Source organism: Parabacteroides sp. AD58 (assembly GCF_023744375.2).
In the GTDB taxonomy this organism is placed as follows: domain Bacteria; phylum Bacteroidota; class Bacteroidia; order Bacteroidales; family Tannerellaceae; genus Parabacteroides; species Parabacteroides absconsus.
On sequence record NZ_CP146284.1, the window covers coordinates 3,007,694 to 3,031,495 of the forward strand.

The 23,802-nt window shown below is 41.4% G+C and carries 19 protein-coding genes and 1 pseudogene; 13 read left to right on the forward strand and 7 right to left on the reverse strand.

Annotated elements, in window-relative coordinates; all coding sequences use genetic code 11:
• Window positions 1-9 precede the first annotated feature (9 nt).
• Both lepB and dapB read right to left on the reverse strand, forming a co-directional pair.
• Complete coding sequence (lepB, locus tag NEE14_RS12815) at window positions 10-1,416, reverse strand: signal peptidase I (protein ID WP_251967331.1); 1,407 nt, start codon at window positions 1,414-1,416, stop codon at window positions 10-12.
• Window positions 1,417-1,443: 27 nt separating this feature from the next.
• Entirely contained in the window at window positions 1,444-2,160 is a 717-nt protein-coding gene (gene dapB, locus NEE14_RS12820; protein ID WP_251967330.1) for a 4-hydroxy-tetrahydrodipicolinate reductase, read from the reverse strand.
• Between the two features lie 226 nt (window positions 2,161-2,386).
• On the opposite strand from dapB, the gene NEE14_RS12825 reads away from it, so the two are divergent.
• Both NEE14_RS12825 and NEE14_RS12830 read left to right on the forward strand, forming a co-directional pair.
• The gene (locus NEE14_RS12825; RefSeq protein WP_251967329.1) at window positions 2,387-3,700 is read left to right on the forward strand and encodes a UDP-glucose dehydrogenase family protein; all 1,314 of its coding nucleotides are present in this window, start codon (window positions 2,387-2,389) and stop codon (window positions 3,698-3,700) included.
• Window positions 3,701-3,708: 8 nt separating this feature from the next.
• The gene (locus tag NEE14_RS12830; protein ID WP_251967328.1) at window positions 3,709-5,151 is read left to right on the forward strand and encodes a lipopolysaccharide biosynthesis protein; all 1,443 of its coding nucleotides are present in this window, start codon (window positions 3,709-3,711) and stop codon (window positions 5,149-5,151) included.
• Between the two features lie 11 nt (window positions 5,152-5,162).
• On the opposite strand, the gene NEE14_RS12835 is transcribed toward NEE14_RS12830, so the two are convergent.
• Window positions 5,163-5,993: a glycosyl transferase gene (locus NEE14_RS12835; RefSeq protein WP_251967327.1), complete on the reverse strand. Its 831-nt coding sequence runs from the start codon at window positions 5,991-5,993 to the stop codon at window positions 5,163-5,165.
• A gap of 171 nt (window positions 5,994-6,164) precedes the next feature.
• Between NEE14_RS12835 and NEE14_RS12840 the strand changes: the two genes are divergently transcribed.
• The 5 genes and pseudogenes from NEE14_RS12840 to NEE14_RS15865 form a co-directional block, all read left to right on the forward strand.
• Window positions 6,165-7,532 (forward strand): bifunctional cytidylyltransferase/SDR family oxidoreductase, encoded by a 1,368-nt coding sequence (locus tag NEE14_RS12840; RefSeq protein ID WP_251967326.1) that lies wholly within the window; start codon window positions 6,165-6,167, stop codon window positions 7,530-7,532.
• A complete protein-coding gene (locus tag NEE14_RS12845) occupies window positions 7,529-8,341 on the forward strand; it encodes a LicD family protein (protein WP_251967325.1) in 813 nt (270 codons plus the stop codon). The genes NEE14_RS12840 and NEE14_RS12845 overlap by 4 nt, the downstream gene beginning before the upstream one ends.
• Window positions 8,338-9,354: a hemolysin activation protein gene (locus tag NEE14_RS12850; protein WP_251967324.1), complete on the forward strand. Its 1,017-nt coding sequence runs from the start codon at window positions 8,338-8,340 to the stop codon at window positions 9,352-9,354. The genes NEE14_RS12845 and NEE14_RS12850 overlap by 4 nt, the downstream gene beginning before the upstream one ends.
• A gap of 6 nt (window positions 9,355-9,360) precedes the next feature.
• Window positions 9,361-10,299, forward strand: coding sequence for a hypothetical protein (locus NEE14_RS12855; RefSeq protein WP_251967323.1), 939 nt, complete (start codon window positions 9,361-9,363; stop codon window positions 10,297-10,299).
• A gap of 93 nt (window positions 10,300-10,392) precedes the next feature.
• Window positions 10,393-10,710: pseudogene (locus NEE14_RS15865) on the forward strand (glycosyltransferase); the annotation flags it as partial.
• A gap of 324 nt (window positions 10,711-11,034) precedes the next feature.
• On the opposite strand, the gene NEE14_RS12860 reads toward NEE14_RS15865, so the two are convergent.
• On the reverse strand, window positions 11,035-12,015 hold the full coding sequence (locus NEE14_RS12860) for an IS30-like element IS4351 family transposase (protein WP_005794072.1): 981 nt from the start codon (window positions 12,013-12,015) through the stop codon (window positions 11,035-11,037).
• A gap of 473 nt (window positions 12,016-12,488) precedes the next feature.
• On the opposite strand from NEE14_RS12860, the gene NEE14_RS12865 reads away from it, so the two are divergent.
• The 5 genes from NEE14_RS12865 (at window position 12,489) to NEE14_RS12885 (ending at window position 17,838) form a co-directional block, all read left to right on the forward strand.
• A complete protein-coding gene (locus NEE14_RS12865) occupies window positions 12,489-13,748 on the forward strand; it encodes a glycosyltransferase family 4 protein (RefSeq protein WP_251967027.1) in 1,260 nt (419 codons plus the stop codon).
• Window positions 13,745-14,062, forward strand: coding sequence for a nucleotidyltransferase domain-containing protein (locus NEE14_RS12870; protein ID WP_251967026.1), 318 nt, complete (start codon window positions 13,745-13,747; stop codon window positions 14,060-14,062). Before NEE14_RS12865 ends, NEE14_RS12870 begins: the two co-directional genes overlap by 4 nt.
• The gene (locus tag NEE14_RS12875; protein ID WP_251967025.1) at window positions 14,059-14,463 is read left to right on the forward strand and encodes a HEPN domain-containing protein; all 405 of its coding nucleotides are present in this window, start codon (window positions 14,059-14,061) and stop codon (window positions 14,461-14,463) included. Before NEE14_RS12870 ends, NEE14_RS12875 begins: the two co-directional genes overlap by 4 nt.
• A gap of 3 nt (window positions 14,464-14,466) precedes the next feature.
• Window positions 14,467-15,231, forward strand: coding sequence for a glycosyltransferase family 2 protein (locus tag NEE14_RS12880; RefSeq protein ID WP_251967024.1), 765 nt, complete (start codon window positions 14,467-14,469; stop codon window positions 15,229-15,231).
• A 90-nt stretch (window positions 15,232-15,321) separates the two neighbouring features.
• Entirely contained in the window at window positions 15,322-17,838 is a 2,517-nt protein-coding gene (locus NEE14_RS12885) for a YfhO family protein (RefSeq protein ID WP_251967023.1), read from the forward strand.
• A 114-nt stretch (window positions 17,839-17,952) separates the two neighbouring features.
• Here the strand turns inward: NEE14_RS12885 and ahcY are convergent, their stop codons facing one another.
• The 3 genes from ahcY to NEE14_RS12900 all read right to left on the reverse strand — a co-directional run bounded on the left by ahcY (window position 17,953) and on the right by NEE14_RS12900 (window position 20,582).
• Window positions 17,953-19,371 carry an adenosylhomocysteinase gene (ahcY, locus tag NEE14_RS12890; RefSeq protein WP_251967022.1) on the reverse strand — a complete coding sequence of 473 codons (1,419 nt, stop codon included), beginning with the start codon at window positions 19,369-19,371 and terminating at the stop codon, window positions 17,953-17,955.
• Window positions 19,372-19,532: 161 nt separating this feature from the next.
• Complete coding sequence (locus NEE14_RS12895; protein WP_251967021.1) at window positions 19,533-20,234, reverse strand: LrgB family protein; 702 nt, start codon at window positions 20,232-20,234, stop codon at window positions 19,533-19,535.
• 6 nt (window positions 20,235-20,240) lie between these two features.
• Window positions 20,241-20,582 carry a CidA/LrgA family protein gene (locus NEE14_RS12900; RefSeq protein WP_251967020.1) on the reverse strand — a complete coding sequence of 114 codons (342 nt, stop codon included), beginning with the start codon at window positions 20,580-20,582 and terminating at the stop codon, window positions 20,241-20,243.
• Window positions 20,583-21,224: 642 nt separating this feature from the next.
• Here NEE14_RS12900 and NEE14_RS12905 point away from each other — a divergent pair.
• A complete protein-coding gene (locus NEE14_RS12905) occupies window positions 21,225-23,798 on the forward strand; it encodes a DUF4493 domain-containing protein (RefSeq protein WP_251967019.1) in 2,574 nt (857 codons plus the stop codon).
• Window positions 23,799-23,802 lie beyond the last annotated feature (4 nt).

Sequence of the window (23,802 nt, forward strand, 5' to 3'; positions counted from 1 at the left end):
GATCCTGCCTTATTTCATGCTGTCAACCCAGCGGAACAAACGGTTCCAGCGGATACCTCCGTCGAACAGACTGCGGTCTTTGTCGAGTGATAACCAGATCATGATTGGTTTTCCAACGATATGATCTTCAGGAACGAATCCCCACGAACGGCTGTCGGCACTGTTATGGCGGTTATCACCCATCATCCAGTAATAGTCATATTTAAAAGTATAAGTACTAGCCTTTTCACCGTTGATGTATACAACCCCGTCTTTTTCTTCCAATTCGTTGTTTTCATAATTCTTGATACAGCGACGGTATAGAGCCAGGTTTTCCGGTGTCAGTTCGATGGTAGCACCCCGTTTTGGAATCCAAATCGGTCCGTAATTATCACGTGTCCACCCATTATCATAATCAACCGGGTAGTACATCGTGCCGCCGAATACTTCCGGTTCAACGATTACCTTCTTGACAGACGGCAGCTTCTTTACCTGAGCTACCATAGCTTCCGTCATAGGGAAACGGTAAACCAGGTTGTAAGTACCATTTGTATTCGGCTGGAATCCGAGGAAGGAAAGGGTTTCCGGATCGGATACCGTACAAGGTTGTCCGTAAGGCATGTAATCATCCCGACTGACGCCCCAGTTGCGGAACATCGTTTCCGTAAGCGGAGTTTCTGTCTCTACGAAATAATTCAACTGCATGTTCTTCGGGTTCTGAGCCGCTTTCCCGTTGATATATACCTGATTGTTACGTACACTCAAGCTGTCACCCGGCAATCCGACACAGCGTTTTACATAATTCTCACGCTTGTCGACCGGTCGGTAAATAATGTCTCCGAATGTCTGTTTGTTCATGTGTACGGCTTCACGACCATACATCTGTACTAACGTATAATAATCCGGATTTTGCTGTAACAGTGCAATGGTATCACCTGCCGGGAAGTTGAATACGACGATATCGTTCCGCTGGATCTTGCCTAAGCCGGCAACACGCTTATAACCCCACGAAGGCCAGTCGAGATACGATTTGCAGTTAAGTATTGGCAGTGTGTTCTGCACCAGCGGGAAAGACAGCGGCGTGTTCGGAACACGAGGTCCGTAGCTGACTTTGCTGACGAATAGATAATCGCCTACCAACAGGGATTTTTCGAGAGAAGAACTCGGTATCTGATAATTCTGAAAGACAAACAGATTGATGAAATAGACAGCTACCAGGGCAAAGATAATATCATCCACCCAGTCGAAGATACTCTTCAAAGTCGGATTCTTCGTCTTCTTCCAGAATCCCCACGGGATATATTTCGTCAGATAGATATCAATCAGCAGGATATAGCCTAATGCCAACCAGCCGTTTTGCATCCATAAGATGAACAGCCCGTACAAAACGGCTGCAATCGCGAATTTGATATATTGTTTTTTCTCGATCTTCTTCATTTTACTGATATTTTATGCTTCGAAATCTCAGAAATGGAATAGGTCGTTCATGCCTAAAAAGCCTTTCTTTCCGGCTGTAAACTCAGCGGCAATAACGGCTCCTAAAGCAAAACCGGCACGGCTCTTGGCATCATGCTTGATGCTGATTGTATCGGCCTCTGATTCATAAATGATTTCATGAATTCCCGGAACTTCTCCTTCGCGGATAGCATGGATAGGCAGATCGGTTGGCTTTTCGGCTGTCTCCAGCGTCCAACGGTCTTTCCGGTCCAGATTCTCGATAACACCTTCTGCTAAAGTAATGGCAGTACCGCTGGGAGCGTCCAGCTTGTGAATGTGGTGCACTTCCGTCATCCGGACATCATAGCTTGGGAAATTATTCATGATTTTAGCCAGATATTTATTCAAGGCAAAGAAAATATTCACTCCTACACTGAAATTAGAGGCATAAAAGAATGTTTTTCCTTCCTTTTCACATATCTGCTTCACCTCGTCTAAACGGTCAAGCCATCCGGTTGTACCAGAAACAACCGGAACGCCGGCTTCAAAACATTTCATGTAATTGTTGAAGGCGGTTGCCGGAGTTGTAAACTCGATGGCTACATCGGCACTTTTGAATGCATCCGACTGGAAATCTTCCGGGTTGTTTATATCGATGATTGATACAATTTCATGACCTCTGCTCAAGGCAATCTGTTCGATGGTCTTTCCCATCTTCCCATAACCGACAAGTGCTATTTTCATATTTTTATTGTTTTATATTGCAAATCTTCGTTTAATCTGTTGGAATCTTGGCACAAAAATACAAAAATAGATGGAATATGCGAATAAAAAAGCTGGTATCAGATTATTTCCTATCTTTGCAAGGTATTAGGTCGGTTTCGGAATGGGACTGACGAACCTTGGTGTACCCTGAACTCTGTATCAGCGTGTTTGCCAAAGAGGGAAATAATCAGAAATTTATGAGAATATGAAAATAGCAATTGTCGGAACCGGATATGTGGGTTTGGTCAGTGGAACCTGTTTTGCCGAAATGGGTACGGAAGTCTTTTGTGTGGATGTAAATGAGAAGAAAATCGCCGATCTGAATCAGGGTATTCTTCCCATTTATGAGCCCGGACTGGAGGAAATGGTGAACCGTAACCAGAAAGCGGGACGGTTGCATTTCGTGACAGACTTAGCTTCCTGCTTGAATGAGGTGGAAGTGGTGTTCAGTGCTGTAGGAACGCCCCCGGATGAAGACGGCAGTGCTGATCTGAAATACGTATTGGAAGTAGCTCATACCGTAGGCCGTTATATGAATAAATACCTGACTCTTGTTACAAAGAGTACCGTGCCTGTAGGGACGGCCAAGAAGGTCCGTCAGGCCATTCAGGAAGAACTGGATAAACGGGGTTCTGACCTGACCTTTGATGTGGCTTCGAATCCGGAATTTCTGAAAGAAGGAGCTGCTGTGAAGGACTTTTTGAGTCCGGACCGTATTGTGGTAGGTGTGGAATCAGAACGCTCAAAGGAGCTGATGACCCGTTTATACCGTCCGTTCCTGCTGAATAATTTCCGGGTTATCTTCATGGATGTTCCTTCGGCCGAAATGACGAAATATGCAGCCAATGCGATGCTGGCAACCCGTATCAGCTTTATGAATGATATTGCCAATCTGTGTGAAATTGTAGGAGCTGATGTGAATATGGTACGCAAAGGTATTGGAACAGATGTTCGCATTGGTCACCGTTTCCTGTATCCCGGTTGTGGTTACGGAGGTTCCTGTTTTCCGAAAGATGTGAAAGCCTTGGTGAAAACGGCGGCAGATCATGGTTATCCGATGCGAATCCTGCAAGCCGTTGAGGAAGTTAATGAGCAACAGAAATCCATCCTCTTCCGGAAAGTAGACAAATACTTCAAAGGTGATTTGAAGGGAAAACGGGTGGCTGTTTGGGGACTGGCGTTCAAGCCGGAGACGGATGACATGCGTGAGGCTCCTTCTTTAGTCGTTATCCAGAAATTATTGGAAGCCGGCTGTGTAGTATCTGCCTATGACCCGGTAGCCATGGACGAGTCACGCCGTCGGATTGGTGATGCTATCCGTTATGCCAAAGATATTTATGATGCAGTGATGGATGCCGACGTGCTCCTGCTGATTACTGAATGGAAAGAATTTCGTATGCCGTCTTGGCAGGTAGTCAAGAAACTGATGGCAAATCCGTTGGTTATTGACGGACGAAACATTTATGATCCGGTAGAGATGGCTGAATACGGCTTTGACTACCATTGTATCGGACGTTAAGAATCTCCATGGCAGAAGAAACATTAAAGCAGAAAACGGCAAAAGGTCTGTTTTGGGGATTCATTAATAACGGAACCCAGCAATTGCTGAATCTCTTTTTCGGCATATTCCTGGCCCGATTATTGACTCCGGCTGATTATGGTATGGTCGGGATGCTGACCATCTTTTCTCTGATAGCCGGATCTCTACAGGAAAGTGGTTTTATCTCTGCTTTGGCCAACAAGAAGGAAATCACTCACGACGATTACAATGCCGTATTCTGGTTTTCAATAACGGTCAGTTTCTGCTTGTATTGGATATTATTCTTCTGTGCCCCTCTGATCGCTGATTTCTATAATCAGCCCGAATTGATTCCATTGGCGCGTTATTCCTTTTTGGGGTTCTTTATAGCCAGTTTAGGCGTTATTCCCGGAGCCTATGTGTTTCGCAACCTGATGGTCAAACAAAAGGCCCTGGCAACCGTTTTAGCCTTGATCTTTTCCGGTACGACTGGTGTTCTGTTGGCTTATAACGGATTTTCATATTGGGGTATAGCTACACAGAGCATTGTTTATATCACGGTCTTGAACCTGTATCTTTGGTATAAATGTCAGTGGCGCCCAACCTGGAGATGGAACTTTGCTCCGGTACGTGAAATGTTGGGATTCAGCAGTAAGCTGTTATTTACGAACATTTTCAATCATGTTAATAATAACATCTTCTCCATCATTTTAGGACGCTATTATTCCGAAAAAGAAGTCGGACAATACAACCAGGCCAATAAATGGAATTACATGGGTTTCTCGTTGATATCCGGAATGGTAGGAAGTGTGGCACAACCTATTTTCGCACAAATGACCGATGATTCCGAACGGCAGGTACGAGCCTTTCGCAAGATGCTTCGGTTTACCGCCTTCATCTCTTTCCCTTGCATGTTGGGACTGTCGTTAGTAGCTCCCGAATTAATTACAATCGCTATTACCGACAAATGGATAGGCAGTGCCCGGATATTACAGCTGTTAGCCATCTGGGGAGCTTTCTTCCCGATAGCCAATCTGTATTCCAACCTGTTGATCAGTCGTGGAAAATCAGACATATACCTTCGAAATACGGTTACTTTGGGAATTCTGCAGCTGATAGTCATCTACCTTTTGCGTTCCCACGGAATATTTTTCATGGTTTCGGTTTATGTAGGCATTAACATCTGCTGGCTGTTTGTCTGGCATTATTTTGTGCAGAAAGAGATTGGCTTGCCCTTATCTTCAGCCCTGAAAGATGTTCTACCCTATTTGGGAATAGCGGGTGGGGTCATGTGCTTCACTTACTATGTGACTACTATTATCACTACGAATCTATATGGGTCGTTAGTCTTAAAAATAGTCATTGCAGCTGTCACTTTTATACTTATCATGTGGCTTAGCGGCTCTGTTACTTTTAAGGAAAGTATAGGGTATATATTTAGGAAGAGATGAATATAATTATTCTATTTCTTTTTTATGATTTCTAAAGGAATATTCCCGACTTGTGCTGCTAATTCTGAGAACGAACTGTGGAATGATCCTAAAATTTTCTGTGTTCGAGCCAATGCATACATATCTACAATACCACCTTGGATGCCGGTAATAGAACTACGATCCGCTTTGTCTTTAGTAAATATCAGGCGCTTTCCATAACGCTTTTGCAACTCAAGCTTTACAGATTCATCGTCTGTAGCCAAATAAATGGAAGTATCTGCATATAAATCGATTTCTTTATCAATGGCAGCAAAGAATAATTCTATTGGACTCTGTTCTATCGAAGCAGTGTTATCTGTTCTTCGGATGTGTACACCGAGAGTATAGGGAGAAAATTGTTGGCTCAAATGATCTATACGAGCTTGAATCGGAGGTAGAGGTATGAACAATTGGCGAAGCAGACCATAGGAATAGTCTAAAAAATTGGTGTATGAGGCCATATAGACATTCCCTTGTTGTATCCAATGCTCAAAGTCAAACTGCTGCTTGCATAAAGGAGTAATAGATTTTTCATAAAGACAAGTTTTGAATAATATCTTTTGAAAAAACAAAGGTATGTTCATATTTCGTTTTCTTGGCCGATCGTACAAAATATGATCAGTAAGAGTAGCTTCGCGTAAATGAGCGTTTTGTATATTTATTGGGCAGAACAAGGTCTTGAAGGGTGCATGCAATGCCCAATCTTGAAACCAGACAATATCAATAATCGTATTTGTCTTTTGTGCTAACGTAACTGCAGATGAAACAGCTCTCATGCGATTGGCCAATCCGCCAACGGGTATAAACATAAATTTATGCATACAATTGTGTTTTAGAATGCAAATTTAAAGAACTTCCTAAACCTTTTCGTATTTTTGTGTAGGGAATAAGTTAATTTGTCTAAGTTTATTTTATATTCTTGGAGAATAAATAGATAATAATAGTTCTCTTTCGTTTAGAAAAAGTATTAAATGATTATGTAGAAATAATCTATGAAAAGAAACATAGCAATTATATTAGCCGGAGGCGTAGGAAGTCGATTAGGACTATCTACCCCCAAACAATTTTTCAAAGTCGCAGGGAAAATGGTGGTGGAACATACAATAGATGTATTTGAATGTAATCCCCATATCGACGAAATAGCGATTGTATCGAATCCGTTTTATATTTCAGAATTTGAAAATATAGTCATAAAAAACGGATGGCGTAAGGTGAAGAAAATCCTGAAAGGAGGGGCAGAGCGTTATCATTCAAGTCTTTCTGCAATCCAGGCATATGCTGATCAGCAAGTTAATTTAATATTTCATGATGCTGTACGTCCTCTGGTTAGTCAGCGCATCATTAATGATGTGGTAGAGGCTTTAGCAACCTATCATGCTATTGATGTGGCATTGCCTTCTGCGGATACAATTATAGAGGTAGAAGGAGATTTTATCCATCAAATACCAGATCGTTCTCGATTACGTAGAGGGCAGACTCCTCAGGCTTTTGATATTGAAATAATCAAACAAGCTTATCAGATCGCATTGAAAGATCCAGCTTTTAAAGTGACAGATGATTGTGGTGTCGTCAAAAAATATTTACCGCATATTCCTATTTATGTGGTTACCGGTGAAGAAAGTAATATGAAGCTCACTTATAAGGAAGATACTTATTTATTAGATAAGTTTTTTCAGTTAAGACAGAGCGAAGTCAACCCTAATAAAATAGATGATCATTTCTTTGCCCATAAAGTAGCTGTTATTTTTGGTGGAAGTTATGGCATTGGAGCAGAAATACTTCATTTATTGGAAGAGAAGCAAGTAAAAGTTTACAGTTTTTCCCGATCACAGACTAGTACGGATGTAGGAAATCGTGAAAATGTTTCGTCTGCCTTACAGCAGGTTTTTCAAAAAGAAGGACGAATAGATTTTGTAATTAATACAGCTGGTATTTTAAATAAAGAGCCTTTAGTTGCTACTGATTATTCGACTATTGTGTCGGCTGTTCAGACGAATTATATGGGAACAGTACATGTAGCCATTGAGTCTTTCCCTTATTTGAAGGAGACAAGAGGAAAACTGGTATTTTTCACTTCGAGTTCTTATACCCGAGGGCGTGCTTTTTATAGCATATATTCTTCAACGAAAGCAGCTATCGTTAATTTTGTCCAGGCTATATCTCAGGAGTGGGAAGGGTTTGGTATTTCTGTTAACTGTATTAATCCAGAAAGAACAAAAACTCCCATGAGGATACATAATTTTGGTATTGAGCCTGATGATACGTTACTTTCAGCTAAGCAAGTTGCTGAGGCAACTCTAAGTACGCTGGCATCAGATTATACTGGGCAAGTCATAGATGTAAAAAGAGAAATGTTATGAATAATCCGTTTTTAACAGACTACGTAAAACAGAATCTGAGAGCTTGTCAGCTTAAACAGTTATCTATACTTGAAGAAATAGATCGGATCTGCAAAAAACATAAAATTGATTATTGGTTGGATGGTGGTAGTCTATTAGGTGCTGTCAGACACAAAGGATTTATTCCATGGGATGATGATATTGACATAGCCATGCGCTTGGAAGATATGCGACGTTTTATCAGAATTGCTCCGCAGGAATTACGTGAAGGATTATTTTTACAGACGAAAGACAGTGATCCCTCGAATAATAAACCGATCGTTAAAGTCCGTGACCTGAACTCGTTCTTTGTTGAGGAAGGCGATGATTTTCATTTAGATTACCAGAAAGGAGTTTTTGTGGATATATTCCCATTTGTCGATTATCCGAGTATTCCTAAAAGTTGGGTGAAAAAATTGGCACGAGGCTATTCTGTCAGTAACTCTATTTTGCATACCAAGCATTATTATTCGTTTCGTTCCTTTTTCGAATTTTTCTGGTTTGGCCTGAAATGTATTATTATCGGAGCCTTGTGGAAGTTTATCAATTTATTTGTAAGTAAGCGTACTTATATCTCAAATGTATTGAATAATAATGGTTACGGCATTATGCACCGTCAAGATTCCATATTCCCTATAGGTGAGATAGAATTTGAAGGCAAGCGTTTTAAAGCTCCCTGTAATCCGGATGCTTATTTGACTGATTTATATAAGAACTACATGGAAATACCGCCTGAAAATAAACGTATTGTTCATGCGATCTATTTTCATACTGAATTGATAGAATCATGAAACCTGCATTAGTTGATGTCGCTGTACTGATTTTGTTCTTCAACCGGCCGGAGCCTTTATCTCAGGTTTTTGAGCAGGTGAAGAAGGCATGTCCTTCTAAGTTGTTTTTATATCAGGACGGACCACGGAATGAAAAAGATATGCCCGGAATTTTAGCTTGTCGGGAAATTGTATCAGCTGTTGATTGGGAATGCGAAGTACATCAATGGTTTCAAGAAAAAAATCAGGGTTGTGATCCTTCAGAATATCTTTCTCAAAAATGGGCTTTTTCATTTGTTGATAAATGTATCGTATTAGAGGATGATGATGTACCTTCCTTGTCATTCTTCCCTTTTTGTAAGGAATTGTTGGATAGGTATGAGCATGACACTCGTATCTGCATGATTGCCGGATTTAATCCAGAGGAAGTTACTCCACATGTTACATCTGATTATTTCTTTTCAACAACATTTTCCATCTGGGGATGGGCAAGCTGGAGGCGTGTGATCGATCAGTGGGATGAGCAATATTCTTTTCTGGATGATCCGGAGAATATGGGATTGCTGAAAAATCTTATTGCCGCAAGAAATTATAGAGACGATTTTATTTATATGTGTCAACGGCATCGTGAACATGGGAAAGCTTATTATGAAACGATTTTTCAAGCAGCTAATTTCTTTCAGTCGGGGTTGAGTATCGTTCCTACAAAAAATATGATAAATAATTTGGGGGCAATAGCTGATTCAACCCATTTCAAAGGCTCTATCCAAACCATGCCGAAGGGATATCGGCGTATATTTACGATGGATCGTTATGAGGTCAATTTCCCATTGAAGCATCCTCGTTATGTGATTGAGAATGTTGCCTACAAAGAAGCAGTGTATCGTATTATGGCTTGGAGACATCCTTGGATTAAAATAGGACGTTCATTTGAAGAACTTTATTTGAACCTACGTTATGGAAACTTTAGGCTAATATTAAAATCAATTCGTGATCGGATTGATAAATGGTTAGGAAAAGAAAAATGTAATTGATGAAATATGGGGAAATTATATATAATTGCTTATAGGAGTATTCCTTTTACTTACTTGTTTGGAGATGAGGAAAAACGGGGAAATATTGTTGTGATTGAGAATGGACTGGCTGCTCCTAAAAACCGTTTCCTTCAAATTACTCGTTTCCTATTTTGTGGAAAATGTTGGCTTCCTATCTTTATTTTGCAGTTGTGGTTCAAAAAATCATTTTTGATGCAGCTGAAAGAAATAAAAGAAGATGATACGTTATTACTTTTTGAAAGTATTAATTTGCGGGCTACGGGAATGTTGTATCATCTTTTACCTAAAAATTTAGTCAAATATAATTGGTTTGGAAATCCTATTTATCCACTTTTTAAAGGTAGAAATCCTCAACCATGTTTAGAAAAAATCAAAAAATTTGGATTCCAATTGGTAACTTTTGATCCGCAGGATGCTATTCGGTATGGAATGTCATATCATAATCAATTTTTGCGTTTCCCTAAGTCGGATGAATTAGCATGTAGGGTTGATATTGATTTTTTCTTTGCGGGAATTCCTAAGGATCGAGAACCTTATTTGTTAAGAATTAAGGCCTTCTTGGAAAGTAAAGGATATAAATGCTATTTCGTAATACCTCATTCCAGTAGTGAATATATTTCTTATGAAGAAAATCTGAGATACGTTGCTAGGAGTAGATGTATTGTTGATATTTATCAGAAAGGTCAATCGGGTATTACAAGGAGGCCTGTGGAGGCATTATTTTATAATAAGAAACTTATCACAAACAATCCAGAAATTCGGAATTATGATTTCTTTCATCCGAATAATATCTTTATCCTAGAAGGAGAAGATTTTGAAAAAATTCCAGCTTTTATGGAAAAACCTGTGTATGTACAGTCTGATTCGTTGAAGGCACAATATGATGTTAGTAGTTGGCTTTCTTTTTTCAAGGATAATATGTAATTAAGGAAACATTGTAGTTTTTGTAACTTATACTGTTTGAATGATTGGTAATGTTTTAGTGAATAAAAAATGGAAAAGAAAGTATCAGTAGTCATGTGTACCTATAATGGTGCCAAATATATACGTGAGCAATTAGATTCGATTATAAATCAGACTTATCCAATCTTTGAAATTATTATTCAAGATGATTGTTCTACGGATGAAACGGTAGAAATTATTAGGAAATATGCCGAGAGTAATAAGACTATTAAGCTGTTTGTGAATGAGAAACAAAAAGGTGTAACTTTAAATTTTATAACTGCTTTGCAAAGGGCAAGTGGTGATTTAATAGCTATATCGGATCAAGATGATATTTGGAATTTGGAAAAGATCGAGAAACAGGTTTCTTATTTGGTGCAGCAGAATGCTTTATTATGTTTCTCTTTAAGCAAGCCGTTTACTCTTGATTCCATTCCTTTAAATATCGACTTACGTGTTCCGAATTATGGACTTGAACGATTGATTTTTTATCCGGTTATTCCGGGTCATGCCATGCTTTTAGAGCGGGCAGTAATAGATTTATTACCTAAGGATTTTTTGCATAAACGCTCTTATGATGGTCAGATTGCAATTACTGCAAATGCTTATGGAAAAGTTGTTGTTCTAAATGAAACTTTAACAGCTCATCGCCGGCATTTAAATGCTGTATCTTATATTAAGCCAGAGAGCAATGAACGTTCCATAAATAAGCTGAATTCAACTTGCAAATGCAACAGAATTCTGATTAATAATTTGTTTAAATTTTTCGTTTGGCGTGAGGTATCCAAGTCTTTTACGAGGTCGATTATTGAGTTTATTTTCAATCCACTTAATCTGTTTGTTGGTTACTTCACTAAAGTCCTTACCCTTTGGGATATACTGCCTGATAAGCCCGTTGGTGTTTTCATTGGCACCACGTTCCCATGAGTGGTATGGTTTGCAAAAATAGAATTTTATTTCCAATTTTTGCGCAATTTCCTCGTGCTTTGCAAACTCCTTTCCATTGTCAGCCGTAATTGTGTGTATTAAGTTTTTCACTTTCCGCAGTGCCCATACTGCAATCTTAGCTACCGGGATGGCTTCTTTTCCCGACAACTTGCGTATCCAGACCCTGCTTGTTGCTCTGTCGTTAATGGTAAGAATGGCACCTTTGTGGTTCTTACCAATAATTGTATCTATCTCTAAATCACCAAATCTCTCCTTCAGTTCCACTATCTCGGGACGCTCATCAATATCCACCCTGCCTGGGATAAATCCTCGCCCTGCATTTTTAGAACCACGTTTGGCATACCTGCGACCTTGTCTGCGAAGATATTTGTGCAGTTTGCCACCCCGCCGCTTATCCTCCCAAATCCAGCGATATATCGTTTCGTGAGATACCATCGCAATTCCCTCCAAGCGGCTCCTGCCGACAATCTGCTCCGGGCTGAATCCTTTCTTCAACAGCTTTATTATCCGTTTTCTCATTGCCGGTGTAAGCACTTCCTTGCGATGTTTTTGCTGCTTGCGCCTGTCTGCTTTTCGCTGGGCAAGCTCCATGCTATAGCTACCACTTCGGGCGTCGCAATTGCGCTTTATCTCCCTGTAAACAGTGCTTTTATCTACTCCGATAGCTTCCGCTATTGCTTTTTTGCTCATCGGTATTTGCAACATCATAGAAATTGCATACCTTTGTTCCTCGGTTATATGTTTGCTCATCTGCAACTTTTTTTTCTTTGGACGGACAATTAAAGCAAAGATAGCAAACTTTATCCATTCAGAGTGAGAGAAAGGGGGACATTGTCTCTCTTTCCTCTCTGAAAAATAAATGTTTTTATTGCTTATTATCCGCACCCAAAAAGTTGCATTTATAAGTTGAACTCAAGTAATATAATACGATATCTCACATCTGCATTTAAAGGATATAAAAACAATGTGAAACTGCGTTGCGATTATATGAGAGACGTATATTTATATTTGCAGGAATTTCCTCAGCGGTCATCAAGTTTACAGGATGCTTTGCATTTGTCAGGGTTATTATCAGACAAATCGTTTATGAAGATGATAAAAGCTTCCTGCTTGTGCATAAAATTGAGAAATAAGATTTTTTATGCGAAAGAAAACAATGGTTTGGTTGCTGTGGTAAGAGCTGCCTTATGGCCGATTTTATGTTGTAAATATTATTCTAAGTAATGAAAATCCTCCTACTAAATACTTCTGCTCGGACTGGTGGGGCGGCGGTGGCTGCCAATCGTCTGAGAAAGGCTTTACAGAAGAAAGGAATAGACGTTTCGATGTTGGTACGCGACAAAGAAATAGCGGATGCTTCCATTTCTTCGGTGAGTACTACAGGGTGGAAGCGGAAAATGAACTTATTCCGTTTTTATTGGGAACGGCTGATTATCTTCTTGTGTAATCATCTGGATAAAAAAGAACTGTTTCGGGTGTCGATTGCCAATACAGGAACGGATATCAGTCATCATCCGCTGGTAAGACAGGCTGATATCATTCATTTGCATTGGATTAATCAGGGTTTTTTGTCGCTCTCAGATCTGCAGAAATTATTCCAGTTGGGTAAACCAATTGTGTGGACGATGCATGATATGTGGCCTTGTACGGGGATTTGCCATCATGCACGGGAGTGTTCTGCTTATCATGAGCAGTGTGGGGCTTGTTTTTATTTACATAGTACACAGCATACAGATTTGTCCACTCGTGTGTTTTTACAGAAAAACAAGGTTTATCACTCGGTTCCCATCACATTTGTAGGATGTAGCCGATGGCTGACAGAACGAGCCGCCCAAAGTGCTTTGTTGAAGGACAAACAAGTTATAAATATTCCTAATCCTCTGGATCTTTCTCTCTTTACTCCTAAGAATGTTTCAGATAGCAGAAAGTTGTTACATTTACCAGAAGATAAACATTTGATTTTATTCGGAGCCTTGAATGTAACGGATTCTAGGAAGGGAGTAGATTATCTGATTAAGGCATTGAGATTATTGTCTCGGAATGATATGGAATTGGTGGTATTCGGTCAGGTCAAACGGGAAATAAAGGATTTGGTTCCTGTTCCTATTCATTCGCTGGGATATTTGTCTGATGACAATCAGATTGTGGCATTGTATAATGCCGTTGATTTGTTCGTGACTTCTTCATTGGACGAGAATCTCCCCAACACCATCATGGAGGCAATGGCATGTGGAACTCCTTGTGTCGGGTTTCAGACAGGAGGGATACCGGAGATGATTGATCATCTGAAGAACGGGTATGTAGCCCGTTATCAAGATGCAGAGGATCTGGCTCAGGGAATTACGTGGGTTTTGGATCATCCTCATCCGCAACAATTGGCTGAGGCCTGTGTGGAGAAGGTAAAAACTCATTATTCGGAAGAGGTTATTGCCGGAAAATATATAGCTTTGTATCAGAAGCTGATGGATAAAGAAAAGATATGAAAGTCTCACGTGAATATATTTTACAAGCAGTCAAACAGACTTTACATTTGGTCGCACCGAATGCTAAGATAATTTTGTTTGGATCGAGAGCCAGGAATGATGCCCAGGAGGATTCAGACTGGGATTTGTTGATTCTCATCGAAAAAGATAAGATTCTGAATGATGATTTTGATAAAATAGCTTATCCGTTGATAGAGTTGGGTTGGGAGTTAGATGAGTATATTCATCCGATACTTTATACATTCAAGGATTGGAAGAAAAGGTGCTTTACTCCGTTTTATAAAAATATAGAAAAGGAAGGAATCGTTCTATGACATTAAGTATCGAAGAGAAGAAAGCTATTATTGCGTATCGTATTCAAAAGGCGTGGAACAGTATGCAGGAAGCGAAAGATAATGCTCAATTGAATCATTGGACTTTGGCTGCTTCCAGGTTATATTATGCCGCTTATTATATGGCTTCTGCCTTGTTGGTAGATAAAGGTATTGTTGCACGATCGCATTCAGGGATTATTCATATAATAGGTGCTGAATTCGTGAAAAACGGTCTCTTGTCAAAAGAAGATGGTAGACTTATTTCTCGTTTGTTTAATATGAGGCAATCGGGAGATTATGATGATTTATTTGATTGGACAGAGGAAGATGTCGCCCCTTTTTTTGAAAAGACGGAAGCTTTCATGAAACATGTATACGAATTGATTACATTGAAAGAATGAATAATGGGGAATAATACTGTCAAATTCACGATTATAACGATCACTTATAATGCGGCGCAGTGGCTGGAACGGACCATTCTGAGTATCTTGAGCCAGTCGTATGGGAATATTGAATATGTGATTATCGATGGGGCATCGACCGACGGAACCGTGGATATAATCCGTCAGTATGCTTCCGGGGTTTCTTTTTGGCTCAGTGAGCCGGACAAGGGACTGTATGATGCCATGAACAAGGGATTGCAGCATGCTACCGGTGATTATGTCTGGTTTATCAATGCCGGTGATACCCTGCCGAATGCGGATATTATACAACGGATTGTCCAGAAGATGGAAAAACGGAAACACTTGCCGGATGTTATCTATGGGGAGACGGCTATTGTAGATGCGCAGGGGAAGATGTTGGGCATGCGTCGCCTGCGTCCGCCCAAGAAGCTTTCGTGGAAGAGCTTCCGCATGGGAATGCTGGTCTGCCACCAGTCTTTTATTGCCCGGCGGGAAATCGCTCCCTTGTATGATCTGAATTACCGGTTGAGTGCGGATTACGACTGGTGTATCCGTTGCCTGAAGCAGGCACGATATGTGTACAATACGAATCTGATTCTCTCTAATTTTCTGGAAGCCGGGATGAGTACGCAACAAAGAAAAGCTTCTTTGAAGGAACGGTATGCCATCATGTGCAAATATTATGGTAAATTTGCCACCATACTATTGCATGGCTGGTTTGCCGTCCGTTTTTATACGGCCAAACTGTTCAAAGGAAGGGTATAGTTCAGATAGACGGAAATCGAAAATGATTCTCGTAGGAATCGAAAACGAAACTCTCGGGTTTTGAAATAGGAATTAATAACGAATGACGATATGCAGAAACTATTAAAAAATTGGGTTAAGCACATCGTGGCTATTCTGATCTTGCTGGTGGCTACGGTGGTTTATTTTTCTCCGTCGGTAATCGACGGGAAGGTCCTCCGACAGGGGGATGACATTAAGGCCTCCGGTATGGGAAACAGCCAGATGAAACAATATGAAGAAACAGCACAGCCGGGAGAATTCAGTGCCTGGTCGGATGCTATGTTCGGTGGTATGCCTTATGTGGCTACTTACGGAAATCCGGCTCCCGACCTGCCGCAATATAAGATTGTTGAGAAATTCTTTAAGTCGCTGAGTTATCGCGATGCTTCCATGGTCTTTACCGGACTGGTTTGTTTCTATCTGCTGATGTGTGTGATGGGCGCCAGCTGGTGGTTGGCTCTGGCAGGTGCGTTTGCCTTTGCTTTGGCTTCTTATAATCTGATTATCATCGAAGCCGGACATATCGTAAAGGGTTATGTGATTGCCTACATGCCGGTTACGTTGGCGGGTATGGCGCTTCTCTTTAAGCGGAAACATTTGTGGGGAGCGATTCTCTTCCTCTTGGGTGTTGCTTTATCGATTAGTAACAACCATATTCAGATTACGTATTATTTGTTTATCCTCTGCCTGTTTATCTACATTGGATTTTTGGTTTGGAAAATCAAGGAAAAAGATTGGGCTGAATTGGGAAAGGTAACCGGAATTATGGTGGCATGCGCGGTATTGGCTGTCCTTCCGGGTGTTAAAGGGTTGTACAGTAACTGGGAACTCGGACAACAGTCTATTCGTGGGGCTTCTGAACTGACACCTAAGCCTAATGCTGATGGCACAGTCGAGAAGAAATCAACCGGATTGGATAAAGATTATGCGTTTGCCTGGAGCTATGGAAAGATGGAATTGCTGACAACCCTGATCCCGAATGCCTACGGTGGTGGTTCTGGTGGTACGTTAGGACAGGATTCTGAGTTTTACAAGATGGCGAAAGCCGGAGGCATGAAGGTCGGAAAAGAGATACAGGCGCCTACGTATTGGGGAGACAAGAGTTTTACTTCAGGTCCGGTTTATTTCGGAGCTGTTGTCTGCTTCCTCTTTGTCTTGGGTATGTTTGTGGTTCGGAATCCGATGAAATGGTGGTTATTTGCCGGAGGTGCCTTTATGACGTTACTGGCACTCGGACGGAATCTGGACTGGTTTAACGACTTCATGTTCCATTATCTGCCTATGTACAACAAGTTCCGTACGGTCGAGATGGCCTTGGTTATTCCGGGACTGGTTGCTCCAATAATCGGAATCTGGGGACTGAAAGAAATCCTGCAGGAGAAGGCTTCGTATGAACAGGTGAAGAAAGGACTGATAGGAGCTCTGGTTATTACCGGCGGTCTTTCGCTGATTGTCTGGCTGATGCCGTCGTTGTTGCTTGATTTCCGTTCAGCTTACGATGCCCAGTATCAGTTGCCCGAACAGTTCTACAATGCCCTCTTGATGGACCGTGCGACCTTGGCTTCTGATGATGCCCTGCGTTCTTTGCTGTTTGTCCTGCTGAGTGCGGCTCTAGTGGCCTGGTTCATGGTGGCCAAGAACAAGAAAACAGTCGCTACGTGGGTGGGTATCGGTATGACCGTCCTGATCTTTGTCGATTTATGGACAGTCGACAAGCGTTATTTGAATGATAAGAATTTCTTCCCGAAGAAAGATATCCAGGCCACTTATCAGGAATCGGTATCCGATCAGGAAATTCTGAAGGATAAAGATAATTTCCGGGTATTGAATCTGAATAACCCTTTCCTCGAGACCAATACTTCCTATTATCATCATTCGATTGGCGGTTATCATGCAGCCAAGTTGAGGAGATACCAGGAATTGATTGACTATCGCTTGCAGAAGGAAATCAACTCCATCATCGCTTCGTTCCAGACAGCCAAGAGTGAGGCTGATTTCTGGACCGTTTTCCAGGCTTGTCCGACTTTGAATATGCTGAATACGCGCTACGTTGTTTACAATCCGGGACAGCCGCCTTTGTTGAATCCTTCGGCCGATGGAAATGCCTGGTTTGTAAAGAATATCAAAATCGTAGCGAATGCGGATGAAGAAATGGCCGCTTTGGATGAGATTGATCCGAAACAGACGGCAGTAGTTGATCAGCGTTTCGCTGCCCAGGTAGAAGGATTTACTCCACAGGCTGATTCGACAGCAACCATTCAGTTACAATCTTACCGGCCGAACAAGCTGGTTTACCAGTCGAAAGCCGCTACCGACCAGCTGGCTGTCTTCTCGGAAATCTATTACCAGCCGGGATGGAAGGCTACGGTCGACGGGAAACCGGTTGATCATTTACGGGTTGATTGGATTCTACGCGCCATGCGAGTACCTGCCGGGGAGCATGAAATCGTATTCGAATTCAAGCCCGAAGGCTATATAATCGCAGCCAATGTAGAAGCCTACAGCAGCTTCCTGATTTTAGTATTGCTGATTGTTGCTGTGGGTTATTCGTTATATACTTCTTATAAGAAGACGAAAGAAGAATAAATCTTTGGTACTTGTAAAAAAGTCGAGCTCACAAAGCGTTGGAATTTTCCTGGCTTTGTGAGCTCGTCTGTTTTTGTATAGTTAATATTTCAGTATTAGTCTGAACGTCAAGATTTAATACCGATAATGATCAGCCTTGTACGGTCCGTCTACCGGTACACCGATGTAATCGGCCTGTTTCTGGGTCAGTTTTGACAGCTTTACACCGATACGTTCCAGATGCAGGCGGGCTACTTCTTCGTCGAGGTGCTTCGGTAAACGATATACACCTACTTCGTACGGCTTCTGCCAGAGATCCATCTGAGCCAGTACCTGGTTGGTGAATGAGTTACTCATCACGAAAGAAGCATGTCCGGTAGCACATCCCAAGTTGACCAGACGGCCTTCTGCCAGCAAGAAGATGGAATGTCCGTCGGGGAATGTATATTTGTCGACCTGCGGCTTGATGTTGAGGCGTTTGATGCCGGGGAAAGTCACCAGCTTGTCTACCTGTATTTCGTTGTCGAAGTGACCGATGTTGCAGACAATCGCCTGGTCTTTCATCTGCTGCATATGCTCGATGGTGATGATGTCGCAGTTACCTGTCGTTGTCACAAAGATGTTTCCTTCTTTTACGGCTTCTTCCATCGTAGTGACTTCAAAGCCTTCCATGGCAGCCTGCAGGGCACAGATCGGGTCGATTTCCGTTACCAGTACACGGGCTCCGTAGGAACGCATCGAGTGCGAACAGCCTTTTCCTACATCACCGTAACCGGCTACGACAACTACTTTTCCGGCAATCATCACGTCGGTTGCCCGTTTGATACCGTCGGCCAGCGATTCCCGGCAGCCGTACAGGTTATCGAATTTTGACTTCGTTACCGAGTCGTTTACGTTGATGGCCGGAACCAGCAGCTCGCCCCGTTCCATCATCTGGTACAGGCGGTGAACACCGGTTGTCGTCTCTTCCGAAACACCTTTCATTTCTGCTACCGTATGATGCCAGCGCTGCGGGTCTTCTTTGAGGATGCGGTTCAACGTATCGAGGATGCACTGTTCTTCGTGGTTGCTTCCCTTACGCTGGATGGTTGTCGGGTCGTTTTCGGCACGGTAACCCATGTGCACCAGCAGAGAAGCGTCACCGCCGTCGTCAACGATCAAATGCGGACCTTTACCGCCGGGGAAGCGCAGTGCCATTTCCGTACACCACCAGTATTCTTCCAGCGATTCGCCTTTCCAGGCAAAGACCGGTACACCGTCGGCCGCAATGGCAGCAGCGGCATGATCCTGGGTAGAGAAGATGTTACAGCTGGCCCAACGGACGTCGGCACCCAAGGCTACCAGTGTCTCAATCAGGACGGCTGTCTGGATTGTCATATGTAAAGAACCTGTGATCCGTGCTCCTTTCAATGGCTTCGAATCACCATATTTCTTGCGGAGAGCCATCAGACCGGGCATTTCGTGTTCGGAAATCTCGATTTCCTTCCGTCCGAATTCCGCCAGGCTCATATCTGCCACTTTGTAAGGCAGATCAGTAGGGAATAATTGTGACATAATTGATACGAATAAATATTTTTCGCAAAGGTACGATAAAAATAGCAGAATCGCCATAGTCGGGCGGTCCTGCTGTCAGATTCGAGCCTCTTCAGCCAAGGGGTTGAGAGGCAGATGTATGTGATAACCGGCTTCCCGAGAGGAAGAGCGGTTGCCTGTATTCAGGCAAACAAGGATAGAATATACGAAATGACCGGAACCAGAATGGCGGTCATGATACCCATCAGACCGATAGCCAGCCCGCTCAATGCGCCTTCTACGGCTCCCAGCTGGATGGCGGCTGCCGTACCGACTCCGTGCGACGAAGCGCCTAAGGCCAATCCTTTAGCGATGCGGCTTTCGATACCCAGCACTTTCATAACGGCCGGACCGACAATACTCCCGAAGATACCTACCGCCACAACGATAACGGCCGTCAATGACGGAATACCGCCGTTCTTTTCAGAAATACCCATGGCAATCGGTGTCGTGACCGACTTGGGTTGCAGGGTGGCAATCAGCGACTGGTCGGCACCCATCAGCTTTCCGATGGCTATTACGCTGATAATCCCGACGATAGCCCCGACAAAGACCGAGGTCAGGATCGAAACGACATTCCCTTTCAGGTATTTCATCTGTTCGAACAAGACATATCCCAGGGCAACAACCGAAGGACCTAACATGAAATGAATCAGGTGACTGCCTTGCTGGAACGATTCATATTCAATATCGAGCACTTCCAGGATGACGATGATCACGAAAATAGAGGTGAGCAGCGGATGGAGCAGGCTCAGATGCGTTTTCTTATACAAAAGAGTAGCGGCGATATACGTACCGACCACCAGGGCCAGGTCGAATATCTCAGAATGAACCAACGAATGCATACCGGCTTATTTTTTTCGTTTTTCGAATTTTTGTTGAACAAGGGCTACCGTAGCGATTACCAGAATGGTACTGACTACACACGAAATCAGGATCACGGCCCAGTAATGAGAAATTACGCCGATCGATGTCATCAGTCCGACACCGGCGGGAAGGAAGAACAAGCCCATATTGTCCGTCAGCAGTTTGGAGATTTTATTCACATGGCATGGCTTTACCACCTTAAACGCCAAGGCTAAGAAAAGCAGAACCATCCCGATTACGCTTCCCGGGATAAACCCGTGGATAAAATGGCTGATACACTCTCCTACAAAGTAGAAAAACATGATGTGAAAAACTTGCAATAACATAATCTTTTTGCCTAAACTAAATGCCTACTTATACACTATTTGATAACCGATGCAAAGATAAGTTAGCAATTTGTAAAGATGTTCTACAACATGCTTAATTAACATGATTTTTAACATTCATTGAAAAATGACCTGTTTCAAAACACGCCGGCTTTTTGTCAATTTGCGCCGGCTTTTGATGAATATACGCCGGCTTTTCATCAAAACAAAGGGTATTTGAAAACAAAGCTCCCGAGCATCAAAAACGATTCCCGTATCTTCCTTTTTCAAAACTCCCGACAATCGTCCGTGACTTATTTCCATACTTATCTTTCACCTTTCTTCTATCTGCCTGATAGTCTATCAAATGAGGTGATTCAAGCCTTTTCCGTCTCCGGTTTTCTGCTGCGGAAAAGATCATACATTGTATAGATTCCATCATACACCTATTCAAATAATAGAACATCGTGTTTTAATAAATAGAACAATAAACCTGTCTGCTAAAACCCATATATCATGCAATTCCAAATAGATAGCAAAAAGATGGGAAACTCCGGATATAAAAAACAGAATACATTTTTCTATAAATTGACCTTGCGAGGCTTTGCGAATTGTTGTTCCTTTGCAAGCGGAAAAAAAGAAATTAATTGTTATCAAGTCTGAATGGAAAATAAACTATTCTTTTGTGCTAATAAGGCCTTTATGTTGAGTCGCTTATTATGTTTTTGTTGTCTGTTTTTGGGGTTGTATTCATGTCAGGAGGAAGACAGCACGATATTGAATACCGGAAAATTAAGTTTTCAGATGGGGGTTGATACAACGTTGGTGGGTTCTTCATCAACGAGAGCTTCTAATATCCTTGAGCTTTCCGGTTTTGATGATCCTGATAGTTATAAAGTAGTGATCTCTCAGGATTCGGGAGTCGTGGCAGAATACGCCAGATTTGATAAAATGCCGGCAGAGATTGAACTGGAAGCCGGTGCTTACAGTGTGGAAGTGAGTAAAGGAACCAAAACTGCCGCAGCTTTTAATTCTCCTTATTTCTACGGGAAGCAGGATTTTACGATTGTCAAGGATATGACAACTCCGGTAGAAGTTACGGCTGCGATGGAAAACAGCCGGGTAACGGTCGATTTTTCGGATGATTTTGTGGCAACGTATAAAGATTATACCTTGTCGTTCATGACAAACAAGATGACCTTGCCTTTGGTCTATGAAAAAGGGGAATATCGCCCGATGTATTTTCAGGCAGATGCCTCTGGTACTAAGCTGACGATTGGAATGGAACTGGTCAATGTGTACGGAAAGGATGTACAATATACGGCAACAACAACTATCAAGCAAAAGCAATGGACGAAGCTGACGGTTCGAACCGATGAAAAAGGGTTGAACGGTGTGGCTATTGATGTCGTACTGAATGATGAAACAAAAGAAACGGTGTATGTCAATATAGGTATTCCTGATTTTATGGAACAGTTGAAGGGAGCACCATCTATTTCAAGTTCATTCTTTAATTGGGATGGTAAAGAAACTATGACTGAACCTACTATATTAGATCCTATGGATGCTAATACATTTACAAATATTCCTAATATATCAGTTTTAGCCGGTGGAAAAGTGGATAAAGCCATCTTGTCGGTAACTAAGGACGGTGAATCAGTATTGAATGTTGATTTTGCTAATCTGGAAGAAGAAAAGAAAGCCGAATTAGAATCTTTATATGCATTCGGCTTGCCTGAAACAATTAAGGGGCAAATGAGTTTTGATTTTAATCCTACAGGATTATTAAATTCTTTAATGCCTAAGAAAGATGTTAATGCTGAATATGTAATTTCTTTATCTGTTTCAGATGCTTTGCCAGAATCGAATACAACTACTAAATTAGTAAAAATAGTATTGAAAGAAGCGCAAGATCCTTCTTTTTCTGGATTGGATTTGATAGACGGAACTTATCAGAAATTTACTGAGCAAAAGTCTTTAAGGATTGTACATACATTAGATTTAGCATCTTGTTCATTTGTGTTGACAAATTCTTCGGATGAGATTATTAATACTGGTGAAGTTGATTTAGTCACTGGAAAAACAACGGTTGAAGGTATTGATTGGCGAAAAACTGAAGATGCCTATTATTTAGATTTTACACCGACGTGGTTAAATACGCTTCAAAGTGGAAAATTTACTCTATTTGTAACGGTAGAAGATATTGCTAGTATAAAGGTGGTAGAAAAAATACCAGTTTCTATAGCATCAGTAGAATGGTTGACAACAGAAAATGATGTTTTTGCTAAACATATAATTTTAAGAGCAAAGGCATTGGATAATGATATTAGTGATATAAAGTTTATTTATGGAGATAAAGAAATAACAGAAGGTTTACAGAATGAGGGTGATGGCGTTGTTTCATATGTTCTTTCTGGTTTAAGATCTGGTGAACCACAAAAGGTTATACTAGAGCATAATGGTATTCAGATAAAAGGTTCTTGGACAACTGAAAAAGAACAACAGTTACCTAATTCGGGATTTGAATTTTGGTGCTATGAGCAACCCCAATCAAATTGGAAACGTTGGTTCCCTTGGGATAGTAATAACGTAAATACCAGAGGATGGAACACTTTAAATCAGAAAACAACTTCTGATGAAAATGTTACAGCATCAAACTTTGCTTATGTTAATAATTCAGGGACAATAGAAACGAATGATAAAAAAGATGGAGAAAAGGCTGCCTTAATTCGTACAATAGGTTGGGGTGAAGGTACAACAGCTCCTGGAAAGTTTATTGGAACGTGGGATGGAAATATAAAGAAAGCTGATTCTGGATATTTGTATCTTGGTGGTGAATCAGATAATCCGGAAACTGAATATTCTCCTTATCCATTTCAATCTCGTCCCGCGGCCTTGAATTTTTATAGAAAGTATTTACCAGCAAGTGGTAAAAAAGTTAGTAATGATAATTATGAGGTTTGGATAAAAGTTGAATATAGAAATGGAAATCAGGTTATTCTTTTAGGAGAAGGATATTTAAAGGAAGGTGGTAAAACTACATCTTATGAGTTAAAAACTATTCCTATAACATATATAAATAGCTCATATAAAGCTACTCATTTATATATATTATTTAAATCAGGAGTAGAAACAGAATACGATTATATGATTGTGCCCCCTTATAATGATTTATCTACTGGTGAGTATATCGGTAGCCAATTATACATTGACGACGTAGAATTAATATATGATTAAGAAT

Coding starts and splice junctions, on each gene's coding strand:
- lepB (WP_251967331.1), bottom strand. CDS start 1,416: ATGAAGAAGATCGAGAAAAAACAATATATCAAATTCGCGATTGCAGCC.
- dapB (WP_251967330.1), bottom strand. CDS start 2,160: ATGAAAATAGCACTTGTCGGTTATGGGAAGATGGGAAAGACCATCGAA.
- NEE14_RS12825 (WP_251967329.1), top strand. CDS start 2,387: ATGAAAATAGCAATTGTCGGAACCGGATATGTGGGTTTGGTCAGTGGA.
- NEE14_RS12830 (WP_251967328.1), top strand. CDS start 3,709: ATGGCAGAAGAAACATTAAAGCAGAAAACGGCAAAAGGTCTGTTTTGG.
- NEE14_RS12835 (WP_251967327.1), bottom strand. CDS start 5,993: ATGCATAAATTTATGTTTATACCCGTTGGCGGATTGGCCAATCGCATG.
- NEE14_RS12840 (WP_251967326.1), top strand. CDS start 6,165: ATGAAAAGAAACATAGCAATTATATTAGCCGGAGGCGTAGGAAGTCGA.
- NEE14_RS12845 (WP_251967325.1), top strand. CDS start 7,529: ATGAATAATCCGTTTTTAACAGACTACGTAAAACAGAATCTGAGAGCT.
- NEE14_RS12850 (WP_251967324.1), top strand. CDS start 8,338: ATGAAACCTGCATTAGTTGATGTCGCTGTACTGATTTTGTTCTTCAAC.
- NEE14_RS12855 (WP_251967323.1), top strand. CDS start 9,361: ATGGGGAAATTATATATAATTGCTTATAGGAGTATTCCTTTTACTTAC.
- NEE14_RS12860 (WP_005794072.1), bottom strand. CDS start 12,015: ATGAGCAAACATATAACCGAGGAACAAAGGTATGCAATTTCTATGATG.
- NEE14_RS12865 (WP_251967027.1), top strand. CDS start 12,489: ATGAAAATCCTCCTACTAAATACTTCTGCTCGGACTGGTGGGGCGGCG.
- NEE14_RS12870 (WP_251967026.1), top strand. CDS start 13,745: ATGAAAGTCTCACGTGAATATATTTTACAAGCAGTCAAACAGACTTTA.
- NEE14_RS12875 (WP_251967025.1), top strand. CDS start 14,059: ATGACATTAAGTATCGAAGAGAAGAAAGCTATTATTGCGTATCGTATT.
- NEE14_RS12880 (WP_251967024.1), top strand. CDS start 14,467: ATGGGGAATAATACTGTCAAATTCACGATTATAACGATCACTTATAAT.
- NEE14_RS12885 (WP_251967023.1), top strand. CDS start 15,322: ATGCAGAAACTATTAAAAAATTGGGTTAAGCACATCGTGGCTATTCTG.
- ahcY (WP_251967022.1), bottom strand. CDS start 19,371: ATGTCACAATTATTCCCTACTGATCTGCCTTACAAAGTGGCAGATATG.
- NEE14_RS12895 (WP_251967021.1), bottom strand. CDS start 20,234: ATGCATTCGTTGGTTCATTCTGAGATATTCGACCTGGCCCTGGTGGTC.
- NEE14_RS12900 (WP_251967020.1), bottom strand. CDS start 20,582: ATGTTATTGCAAGTTTTTCACATCATGTTTTTCTACTTTGTAGGAGAG.
- NEE14_RS12905 (WP_251967019.1), top strand. CDS start 21,225: ATGGAAAATAAACTATTCTTTTGTGCTAATAAGGCCTTTATGTTGAGT.